Source organism: Denitrobacterium detoxificans (assembly GCF_015062615.1).
GTDB lineage: Bacteria > Actinomycetota > Coriobacteriia > Coriobacteriales > Eggerthellaceae > Denitrobacterium > Denitrobacterium detoxificans_A.
Genome location: NZ_SUUH01000009.1, coordinates 72,459 through 83,895, shown reverse-complemented (window position 1 = coordinate 83,895; position 11,437 = coordinate 72,459). Strand labels below are relative to the sequence as shown.

General features: G+C 55.8%; 5 protein-coding genes. 3 read left to right on the top strand and 2 right to left on the bottom strand.

Annotated elements, in window-relative coordinates:
• Positions 1-2,555 (bottom strand): YDG domain-containing protein (locus E7002_RS09310; protein ID WP_303728635.1); only part of this gene is annotated, 2,555 nt, incomplete at its 3' end.
• Between the two features lie 503 nt (positions 2,556-3,058).
• On the opposite strand from E7002_RS09310, the gene E7002_RS09305 reads away from it, so the two are divergent.
• Complete coding sequence (locus E7002_RS09305; protein ID WP_303728634.1) at positions 3,059-4,684, top strand: AarF/ABC1/UbiB kinase family protein; 1,626 nt, start codon at positions 3,059-3,061, stop codon at positions 4,682-4,684.
• A gap of 83 nt (positions 4,685-4,767) precedes the next feature.
• A complete protein-coding gene (gene wecB, locus E7002_RS09300) occupies positions 4,768-5,883 on the top strand; it encodes a non-hydrolyzing UDP-N-acetylglucosamine 2-epimerase (RefSeq protein ID WP_303728633.1) in 1,116 nt (371 codons plus the stop codon).
• On the opposite strand, the gene E7002_RS09295 is transcribed toward wecB, so the two are convergent.
• Positions 5,880-8,468, bottom strand: coding sequence for a CDP-glycerol glycerophosphotransferase family protein (locus tag E7002_RS09295; protein WP_303728632.1), 2,589 nt, complete (start codon positions 8,466-8,468; stop codon positions 5,880-5,882). The genes wecB and E7002_RS09295 overlap by 4 nt on opposite strands.
• 271 nt (positions 8,469-8,739) lie before the next feature.
• Here E7002_RS09295 and E7002_RS09290 point away from each other — a divergent pair, with 271 nt between their 5' ends.
• Positions 8,740-11,436, top strand: a complete 2,697-nt coding sequence (locus tag E7002_RS09290; RefSeq protein WP_303728630.1) for a glycosyltransferase — start codon at positions 8,740-8,742, stop codon at positions 11,434-11,436.
• Position 11,437 lies beyond the last annotated feature (1 nt).

The window sequence follows — 11,437 nt, the reverse complement described above, 5'->3', positions numbered from 1 at the left end:
CAGCCAAGGCCCCTCAGCCAGTCGCGCTCCTCGGCGCTCATGGTGTAGTGGTGGTCACCACCGTTGGGGTTGTACAGCCTGTACACGGGTGTGTTGCTGAAGGCGGGCGCCGTCCAGCCGATTCCCTCGTACTTCCACCCGAGTTTGCGCAGCCCGTCGCGCTCCTCCGCGCTGGCCGTGTAGAAGTGCTCACCGCCATTGGGGTTGTACAGGCGGTACATGGCTTGCGACGCGGCGGGCGCGTCGCCGGATGAGCTGATGGTCGTCTGCCATGACCCCGTTTTCGTGGTGTAGTATGGCGCCTCTACGGTGTAGTACGTCGTGTAGGTGCCAATTACGGTGCGCGAAGGCGCACTCGAAAGCGTGCATTCATCTGCGGTGGTTCCGTATTTCACGGTGGCGTTGGCCGGGATGGTCGAGACGCTGCCCAGACTTTGGGGCTTGCCGGTATACGTGAGGGCGGGCGCGTTCACGGTGACTTGGATTTCGCCCGCGGTGGAGATGAGCGTGAACACATGCACGCTGGCTGCGTAGTTCTTGGTCTTTGCGGTGGCGAGCGTGACGGTTGCGGTGCCCGTCTCTTGTGGCGTTATGGTGACCGCGCCGTCGGCTACCCGCGCGCTGAACTTTGCGCCCTTCACCGATACCGTTGGTTGGGTTTCGGCCTTGTACGTGATGGTGAACGCATGGGGGAAAGCGCGGTCGGACGTGCCGTCTAGTTCGAAGACGGGCGTGGCAGGCACGATGCTTGTCGAGAAGTGGCCCGAGATAACGCCATCCGTTCCCGCTTTGTGGTTGCTGTCCCCGCGGATTTGGTAGATGACGTTGTAGTTGCCGGCATCGGTTGCTTCTGGAACATCCTCGGAGTAATCGTCAGCAATCGTGTACGTAATCGTACCGCCCGTAACTTCGCCCGGGATGGCGAGCTTCTGGCTTGTGCCGTTGTATACCAGGTCGGGCGCGGGTATGGGGGCCGTGTATTCGATAGGGGCCTTTTCGATGTTGACGTACAGGCCCGTAGGCTGTGCAAGTACGTAGTTGGCGCAGGTGCTGGCATCGCCCGCAAGTGCGTATCCGCTTACGGTGACGGGCTTATTGTTTCCCGCGGAATCATTGGTCATCGTCCCTGTGGGCGTGCCGCCAAGCGTAACACTTTCGCCCGCGACGACGCCATCGAGCGTTCCGCCGGTAACTTCGACCGTGGTATTTCCCTCTTCGTATGCGCGCCCCATTGCCTGTGCTCCCAGCACGGTAAGAGGCGCAGGCGCGATTGACCAGGTGATCTCACGCGTCTCGGTGCTTCCGTCGCTCCAGCAGTAGCCAGCGGATGGCGTGGCTGTGGCCGTATGCTCACCAGCGTTCGTGGCAGAGGCGCCGGAAAGGATGTAGCGCGTATCGGTGGTGACGCCAATTTGCGATTGCCCGTTGTAGACGAGTCCTTGGATGGGGGCGGGCTCGTCGATGATGCGATTCCAAACGGCGAAGAGCGTCGCGTCGCTTTCGGTGGAGAAGCTGGCGCCGTCCAGGTAGGTGGGTAGCGTGGCGGTGCGGCTATCGCTCCAACCGGCGAATGCATAGCCTGCGCACGTGAAAGCGCATGGTGTGAGGTTGCGCGCAACGCCTTTTCTGAAGGGCTGCGTGGGCATGGAGCCCGACCCGCCGTTGCTGTCGAAGGTGACCGCGCAATCGGGGGTCCACGCAACGTAGGAGCCATCGAAGGAGTTCGACCCCGCCGTGTCGTAATACGTGAAACGCGTGCTGGTGGCGAAATAATCGGTTGAAGTGGGGCAGGTGTAGGCGGCAATGGATAGGTTGCCGTTTGCCTCTCCGTTGGTGACCTGCGCGTTAGTGGAAGCTTGCACGTTGCCGCCAGTAATGACCAGCGTGCCGCCACTGGTGGACCCTGCCCCTGCGCCTATGCCAGCGCCACCCAGGGCACCCGTTTCGGCGAGCACGGTGCCACGCGCGATGGTTACGGCGCTGCCCGCGCATGCGTACCCTCCGCCAATGGCCGCGCCGCCCGAAACGCCCGTGCTGGCATGAATCATGCCTCCTAGCAGGGAAATGGCGCCGGGCATATGTTCCGTGTCGCTGCCAATGGCCGCGCCGCCTTGTACGACGTCGCAATTCGCGACGAGCTTGCCCGTGCCGTTGCCCTGGCCGTATATCGTCAGGCTGGCGTTTTCGTTTACCGCGATGCCGTTTTGCGCCGTAAGCGTGCTGCCATCGAGCAGCACCAGGCGTACGTCACCTGCGGTTTCAATGCGCTCGGAAATGGCGATGCTCGTCATGGCCTCCACGACGTACCATGTGGTTTGGCCCGTGGCGCCCCAGGTCGTTTGCGTTGCCGTAAGGGGCGTTCCTGAAACGGCAGTGCCGTCCAGCGCGTTCGTGGGGTCTATGACCGTGGGGGAGTGCGGCGTGCTGTCGGCGTTGGTATAAGTTACCGTGAACGTGCTTGCCGCCCAGGCAGATGCGGGCAGGAGAAAGGCGTATGCGAGCGCAAGCGCTGCGCCCAGCGCGAGAAGCGTGATGCGAATGCGAGCGTTGGCCATGGGAACCCCCAATCCCGAAAGCCGCACGGTTGTCGTGCGGTGTTTTCCAACCCTCATATTTTTGCATATTTTGCTATCGGACGTATCTCAATGAGCGTATGCGTTGGCGGTTTGTTGGTCATGCTGCGTCATTGCATACGCATGGGGCAGGCGGGCCTCTGTCGCGCATGCCCTCTTGCCTCGATTGGCCACGTCATTGTGCGTTACGAACGCGTCACGAGGCTTTCAGGATGGTTTAAGGGCTGGTGGGCATACTGTAGTCACATCAACGGAAGGTTCCCTCCCACACCTCCCTTCCTTCCCTCCTTCCGCTGATACCTTGCATCGCCCCGCAGCTATCGCACAGGCTGCGGGGCATTCTTCGTTTTCGCTGCGGTAACGCTGCGCGTTTGAGGGAAATGGCACGACTATACTCTTATTCATGTGATGGGTTCCCGCCGTGCGGGGCCGTTAACGACGCATGATCGGTTGCAGGTGTGGACTGGCAAGCGAAGGGGATGCGGATGGCGAACTTCAGTCTTTCGTTGAGGAGGGCTCGCAAGAGCTCCAAGGAGGAACGTGCTGCCAATCAGGCGCGCTTCAAGGAAATCCTCGGCATCGTAAGGAAGTACGACCTGAAAGACGGTCTTACTCCCGAAATGACGGTCGAGCTCATCCAAGACCTGGGTACGACGTTCGTGAAGCTGGGGCAAATTGCGTCCACGCATCCCGATATGCTGCCGCCGGAATACTGCGAGGCGCTGGGAGCGTTGCGCACGAATGCCCGACCGCTAGAGTTTTCCGTTGTGAAAGAGCAGATCGAGAGCGAGTTTGGTAAGCCCCTCGACGAGCTGTTCGGTTGCTTCGATGAGGAGCCCCTGGGGTCGGCGTCCATCGCGCAGGTGCACAAGGCGCAGCTTCCGGGCGGCGAGGTCGTTGCCGTGAAGGTGCAACGTCCCGGTGTGGTGGAAACGGTCACCAACGACCTGGCCATCATGGAGCGCATCGTTGAGATTCTGGATTTGGTGAGCAAGAACAAGGGCGGTCTCTCGCTGAAGGAGCTTGTTGCCGAGCTGGTGAAGACGTCGATGGAAGAACTCGACTTCGCCAACGAGGAATCGAACCTCGACCGCTTCTATCGCAATAACGAACCGCGCGAGGGCGTGAACAGCCCCAAGTGTTACCACGAGTTTTCGACGAGCTCCATTCTTACCGAGGACTTCGTAGAGGCGCCGCCCGTCGAGCAGATCGGCGAGATGGGCAAGTCCGACGATGAGCGCGATGAGCTGGCTTATCGCATTGCCCATAACTACATGCAGCAGATTATGGAAGACGGCTTCTACCATGCCGACCCGCATGCCGGCAACATCATGATCTTGGACGATGGCGGCATTGAGTGGATTGACTTTGGCATGATGGGCACGATTACGTCCACGCAACGCGACACGATCAAGGAGCTGATCATGGCGCTCGTGAAGGGCGATGCCTATAGCTTGAAGCGCGCGGTGCTGAAGGTGGCAACCCCCACGGGAGCGCTCGACCATGCGAAGCTGTTGGAGGCGTGCGAGGGCGTTGTCGAGCAGTTCATCGATGTTGACCTGGAAGAATTCGACACAAGCCAGCTCATGGATTCCATTACCGGCACGCTGGAAAACCAGGGCATGGACATCGATCCGTTCCTTACGAACTTGGGCCGTGGCCTGGTCACGCTGGAGGGCACGATACGTCTGGTTTCGCCGCGCCTGAACATTATGAACGTGCTCGTTGACTACCTAAGGTCGGGCTTCGACGCGGGTGGTGTAGAGCGTATGGCGAAGAAATTCGTGGGACAGGCGGTTGATAGTGCCGCAGCTCTCGTTACGCTGCCGGCGAAGGCCGAGCAGACGCTCGACATGGTGCAGAAGGGCCATGTGAAGATTGGCATGGAACTTTCCAGCAACGAGAAGTTCTCGCGTGATATCCGCGCTGCGGCGGGGCTCGTGGCCATTGCGCTTATTGCCATGGGCCTGGTCATTGGCGCGTGCATCCTAGGCGCAAGCTCGAGCGCCGTTACGCTGGGCGGCGTGCCTTTGTTTGGCGGGTTGGGCCTGGTAGTGGGCGTGGGACTTGCCGTATACGTGTTCGTGAAGATTCGGCCGTACCTGAAATGAGCGTGGGTGCGCGAGCGGTTTGTTGGGCTGTCGTGTGGGCGCGGCTGGGAATTCGCGTCTGATCTTCTGCCAAGGGGAAGCGTATGAAAAAAGTACTCATTGTGTTCGGAACGCGTCCGGAGGCAATCAAGATGTGCCCCCTGGTAAATGCTATTAACGAGCATCCTTCGCTCCAGGGCATTGTGTGTGTTACCGGTCAGCATCGCCAGATGCTCGATCAGGTCCTCGAGACGTTCGGCATTACGCCCGATTACGATTTGGCAATCATGAAGAGCCGTCAGACGCTTTACGACATCACTTCGAACGTGCTGCTGAAGATGCGCGATGTGCTGCAGGAGGTTCGTCCCGACATCGTGCTCGTGCATGGTGACACGACTACGAGTTTTGCTGCTGCGGTAGCGGCGTTTTACGAGCATATTCCCCTTGGTCACGTGGAGGCGGGTCTTCGAACCCATAATCTGTATTCTCCATTCCCTGAGGAATTCAATCGTCAGGCGGTGGATTTGCTTTGCGAATACTATTTCGCTCCTACCGAAAAGTCCAAGCATAATTTGCTGTCCGAGGGTAAGCCCGAAGAGAAGATCTATGTAACGGGTAATACTGGAATCGACGCGCTTAAGACCACCGTGCGCGATGATTATTCCCACCCGGAATTGGATTGGGCTTCCGATTCTCGACTCGTTCTCGTTACTGCGCATAGGCGGGAAAATCTTGGTGAACCCATGCACCATTTGTTCCGTGCGATCAGGCGCATCGTCGATGAGTTCGAGGACGTAAAGGTAATCTACCCCGTTCATCTGAACCCCGTAGTGCGCGCGATCGCAAGTGAGGAGCTGGGCGATAGCGATAGGATTCACCTTATCGACCCGCTCGACGCGCTCGATTTTCATAACTTCCTTGCGCGTAGCTATGTTGTCTTCACCGACAGTGGCGGAATCCAAGAGGAAGCTCCCTCTTTGGGTAAGCCTGTGCTTGTTATGAGGGATACGACCGAGCGTCCTGAGGGCGTGGCCGCAGGTACGCTCAAGCTTGTTGGGACGGACGAGGAAGTGCTGTTTGAGCAGGCAAGAATACTTCTATCGGATCAAGGTGAATACGATAAGATGGCGCACGCGTCCAACCCCTACGGGGATGGACATGCGTGCGAGCGCATCGTCGAGGCATTGCTGGGGAGTGATAGTCTCCCGCGGCAATGCTAGTTCTTGGCAAGCGTTCTCTTCGCCTTCTTGGCTATGCGCTTTGCGGCTTTCGCCTTCTTCTTAAGCGCGCTGTCATTGTATTTCATGCCCTCTTCGTAGGAGCTCTTCAATGACGCGATTGCCTGGTATGTGCGTTCGGATGCATTGGTATCCAGCGTGAACGTGTTGGATACGCGTTCTGAGTACATGACGGCATCGGGGCAGATGCTTTCGCTGCTCGCGAGATGTTGCTTGAGCTCTTCCAGGTCATCGAAAACGGGGCCGAAGCCATCGGTGCGGTAATCGAAATAGCCCTTCTTGTACGAGTGACTACCCGAGAAGAAATCAGCTGCATCGAACTGGAAGTAATACACCGCGCTTCCGGCGATGGCGGCATCGAAGGCAAGCGACGAATAGTCGGTGAAGAGCACCGCTGTCTTTTTAAGGAGGTCCTGGTATTTGGCGTTTTCGTCAATCGTGATCCATTCCGGCTTGGTGAATCGCTCGTCGTTGATGACTTGCCTCATGTTGGGGTGTGGGCAGAAAACGATTTCCAAGCCATTGCGTTCGGCAAATTGGCGAAGCTCCTCGCTGCCCATGAGAGAGCCCCAGTTGATGGCGTAGTCCGATTCGAAGAAGCCGTCTTTCAGGTCGCGTGCGGAGCTAATACTCTTGCTGCCGCCTACCAGGCTTTTCCTCCATGTAGGCGCGATGAGCAGGAGATTCTTTTTCCCATTACGTGCGGCGACGAGCGCATCATGACGCGGGAAGCCGGTAAGCTGGAACGTGTCCTTCGTGTACAGGTATTTGCCGTCGTCGCTTTGGAACGATGCGAGTTCGGGCTTGGTGACGCAAATAACCAAGTCGAGGTAGGCATTGTTGATGTACGACGAAATATCGTCCTTGGTAACACCATGCTGCAGGAATACGGTTCGCTTTGAGTGCCCGAATTGGTCCTTCCAGTAGTTTGACGTGCCTGGCGAAATCTGACTGGATACGATGGTGCTGGCGCGCCTGAGCGCACGTTCGTATTTCTTGCTTCCGAATGCGACCAGGTTGAAGCCCTCTGCTTTCAGGCGACCCCAATCCGGAGATGTGCGTTCGAGTACGTACATCATGTCCTGCTCGGGATGATTGTTCATGATGTGGCGGTACAGATGCTCAGCGTTATCGTCTGCTTTGTTCACGCCGTCTGAGAGCATCCATAGGTTGCCTTTCTGCTTGTATTTGCGCCATTTCTTTACGTAGCCTTGGAAGGCGGTGCGAAGTTTCATCTTCTTCGATGTGTCGCTTTTGCGGCTCACGATGAACGTCGTTTCGTCAATGGAGCTGGTGATGACCAGGCGGTCATTTGCATTCTCGAACGGAATGACGTAGAGGTATTCGTACGCGAATACCTTATCGAGAAACGTATGTTTGACCCTTTTGGTTGAAACGGGCGCAACGATGGTTTCGCCCAGCTTGAAGATGGGGTCCTTTTCGAATGTTCGAATGACCATCGTTTTGCTTGCGAAGTCGATGGTGTGGATGTATGCGCGTCGAGAAGGCGTCAACTCGTTCTTGAAAAGTGCCAGCAAGCCAACTTTGTGGAAATACCAGTAGATGGTGGGCTCGGCGCTCATGATGGTTTCGACGTCGATATGGTCGAAAATCTCCTGCAGGAGCTCAACGAAACGCGCTTCTTGCTCGCTGGTAAGGCAGGCGACATGCGAAGCGCCGTCGATGAGGTATTTGATGCGCCATACCAGGTCGTATAGCACCGTGAGCTGGATGTTCTTGGGGATATGCGCCCCCGGTTTGCTTTCGAACATCTTGAGCAACGCAAGGTTTCCGCGCTCGAGGCAGTCGAGGTAATAGGCGGGGTTGTCGAACGAGTTGCTGGTCACCGAAGAATTGTCTGCGCGTCGACGTGCATAGTATTTTGCATTGGCGGCGAACAACACCTTACCCGATGTGAGGCTGCGCAGGTATTCTCCCACGAAGAGGGAGTCTTCGAAGCTTGTCCGAATGTCCGTGGGAAATGCGATGCCATTCTGCTCGATGATGCTCTTGCGGAAGAAGGCTGTCGACGCAGAGTGCTCGGGATACATGTTCTCGTCGTCGAAATCGAAAATGCTATCGCCGTTCTTGAAGCGATACTTCATGAAGTGGCTGTTCTTGAACTTGTCGCTGCTTTCGCGGTACGCGATGTTGCTGGTAAAGATGGCTTGAAGATCGGGAACACCCTGTATGTTGGTATTGGCGATTTTTAGATAATCCTGGTTGATAAAGTCGTCCGAGTCGATGAATGCGATCCACTCCGTTTGGGCGAGCTGCATGCCCAGATTGCGCGCAGCGCCTTGTCCGGCGTTTTCCTGCGTTCGGATGGTGATATTTTTGGGAAAGCGTTTTTGCCATTCTTCGAGTTTTGCGAGGGACCCGTCCTGGGATCCGTCGTTGATGGCGATGATGTGGATGCGCTCGATGGGGTAGTTCTGTTCGAGAAGGATGGATTCGAACAGGCGATCGAGATACGGTTCCGTATTGTATACGGCGCAAATGAATGTAAAGGATTCTGCTTTCGTGTTGCGTTGCGTTTTCTTTTTGCCTGGAGATAAGGTAATCAAGTGCTTGCATCTCCTTTGATATTTACCCCTCGTTATTATGATTGTCACATTGGGAACGCGTATGCGGTGAATTGCGTCCGCGAAAATAGAAAATAATCCTACTCGCGGGGGTATTTCCGGCTTTCTCTCTTTGAGTAAGGTGCAATTTGACTTGGGTTCGTCTACGAAATACCATTGTTAATCAATGTTGGATAATGGCTCTTATGCATTTTGCGTCCCAGCTCATACGGCGAAATTCTGGCTTTGTCCAATGCATGGTAGGGGTGTCACGATGATTGGCTTTGCCAATCGAGGCGAGGAGCGCGAAATGAGGGAGCAAGCGATGCCGCGTTATACGGCAAGCGTTATAGTCCCCATTTACAATAAGTCGAGCTATTTGGCTGACTGCATTGCGTCGCTGGAGAGGCAAACGCTTCCGAGGAATGCATTCCAGGTTGTTATGGTCGATGACGGTTCGACCGATGATAGCCTTGCCGTATGCCAGCGCTTAGCTGCCGAGAGCAGCCTTTGCATAGAAATTATCGCCCAGGAAAACGGTGGAGTTTCCAGCGCGCGTAATGCTGGCATGCGCGCTGCGGAGGGAAGATATCTTTTCTTTCTCGACGCTGATGACGCCTTGTCTCCCGATACCCTGCGTGCGGTTACGACAGTGTTCGATTCATTCGGGGATGCGTGTGACGTCGTGGCGTATCCGCTTTGCTATTGTTATCCCAAAACGGGCAAGACGCGTAGGCATAAGCGGGAGGAGTGGCTTTCTGATAGCGGCCTTTATCCCCTGAGCGATTATCCGTTCGTTGCGCAGTCCACGATGAACGTATGCGTGCGGAATAGGTTTGAGGAGTCTATTCCCTTTAGCTCCGGGTTAAAAATGGGTGAAGACCAGCTGTTTGTTACTAGGAACCTTCAGCGTAAAGCTGTGTTGGGGTACTGCGCAGAAGCGCAGTACAACTACACGCGCGATGGCAGCAATTCTTCTTCCTTGGGGAATCGCCCGTGTTATGCGTTTGACGATATGATTACGCTCTACCGGGAGCTTTTGTCTATTGCCGTCGAGACTCCTTCTATGGAGGAATACGTTCGTCAGCTCGTTTTGTACAATTTTGATTGGCGCTTGCGTGCCTCTATGTTGTTCCCCGACCATTGCAAGGGCGAGAAGCTTCGCGCGGAAAATAGGCGATTGGCTTCAGTGTTTGAAGCAATTCCTTCCTCCTCTGTTGTTGCGTCTCCTTATTTGGGCGAAACCCATAAAGTGTATCTGCTCAAACGCTACAGTCGTTTCGCTATGTCTCCGTTTGTTGGTGACGATTCGGGACTGCGGTTACGTCTGGCTGACGGGGAGTTGTTCGATTGTGAAAATGCGCGCGTTATCGTTACGCGCTGTCGCAAGACGAACCAGGGCTCTCTCATTGTGTCTGGCCGTCTTGAATGTGCGGTATTTTTCCTGCAGGGCAAGCCGTCGTTTTCGGTTTCTTCGCCGTCGATGCATGCTGACATCGCCCTTATGACTTCGTCGTATGACTATGCGGGCACGCATATGCGTATTGCTAAGTGCTGGGGCTTCGAGTGCGAGCTTCCGGTGATTGCGGCGGGGAGGCGGGACCGCTACGCGTTTGAAATCGTATTGGAAAGTGGCGAGAAGCTTGTCCCTGATTTCGAACTAAAGCTGGCGTTGCATGATCTTCGCAGGCTGGATGATGTCCTCTTGTGGGGACGAAAGCAATTGGTATTTGCCGATGGAGGCTGCACTATTAGCGATGTCTCTGTTTCCTCGAAGGCGCATATGGTGTCCTACGATATGCGTCACCCGAAAGCGGTTGCGTCGCGTATTGCGCTTAAGCGTTTTCTCCATTCGTATGGGGGCAAACGAGTTTGGCTGTATCAGGATTTGCCTGGCTCGCCGCTGAAGAACGACGCACTGAGGCAGTTTCTGCATGATGCCGCCATCGAGGATGGCGTGGAACGGTATTTTGTTACCGAGCACGTTGAAGAGCTGTCTGCGAAATATCCCGAGTATGCTGGAGGCATTGTTTCTGCGCGTTCGACGCGTCATAAGTTCCTGTATGCTGCGTCAGAGTTGGTCCTTGCATCCTACTTGGAGCGTAATACGTTCATTCCCTACGCTAAGCGAGGGGTGGACCAGCTGGGTGATTTGTTCCGCCCAAAGAAGTACGTGTACTTGCAGCATGGCATTTTGCATGCGCATATGCCCTGGTACTTTTCCAAAGACCGCATTCGCTTCGACTACGAGGTCGTGTCGACGGAATTCGAGGCGCAGAACCTCACTCGGAACTATTGCTTTGACGATGCTTCGCTTATCAAGTCCGGCGCGGCTCGCTTGGATGACCTACGTTTCAGCTCGGCAGATTATGCCGGTAAGCGTATCATTTATGCTCCTTCGTGGCGCTCCTACTTGGTTGCTGGTAAGTCTGAGGCGCGTGTGGCGGACGAAGCCGCGTTTCTGTCTTCCAGCCTGTGGAAGGGTATGAAAGCGTTTTTGGATGGCGTAGCCAAAAGTGGCGTGCTTGAGCGATTCGACTATACGCTCGATGTTAAGTTGCATCCCAATTTTGCTTGCTACAAGCATCTTTTCGCATTTGACGACCCTCGTATTCGGCTTGCAGAGGACAATGTTGACGAGAGCGGTTATGCAGTCATGATTACCGATTTCTCGTCGATGGTGTACGACTTTGTGTATACGGGCGCACGCATTATGTACTTCGTTCCCGATGCGGCCGAGTTCAGGAATGGGTTCAATCATTACAGCAAGCTCGATTTGCCGTTTGGGGAGGGCTTTGGTCCGTATTGCGATGTGGCTGAGGACGCCCTGAGCGCGCTGGATGGGACTCTCAGAGCGCTTGCAGCGGGCGAGGGAGACCCGTATGCAAAGTGTCGCCAGGGTTTCTTCTTGTATGAGGACGCGAACAATCGTCAGCGCCTATATGAGGCACTTAGTGATATGTTGGCATAAG

What these genes read in the sequence shown, in the direction of transcription:
- E7002_RS09290 (WP_303728630.1), top strand. Translation starts at nt 8,740, where the DNA reads ATGATTGGCTTTGCCAATCGAGGCGAGGAGCGCGAAATGAGGGAGCAA.
- wecB (WP_303728633.1), top strand. Translation starts at nt 4,768, where the DNA reads ATGAAAAAAGTACTCATTGTGTTCGGAACGCGTCCGGAGGCAATCAAG.
- E7002_RS09305 (WP_303728634.1), top strand. Translation starts at nt 3,059, where the DNA reads ATGGCGAACTTCAGTCTTTCGTTGAGGAGGGCTCGCAAGAGCTCCAAG.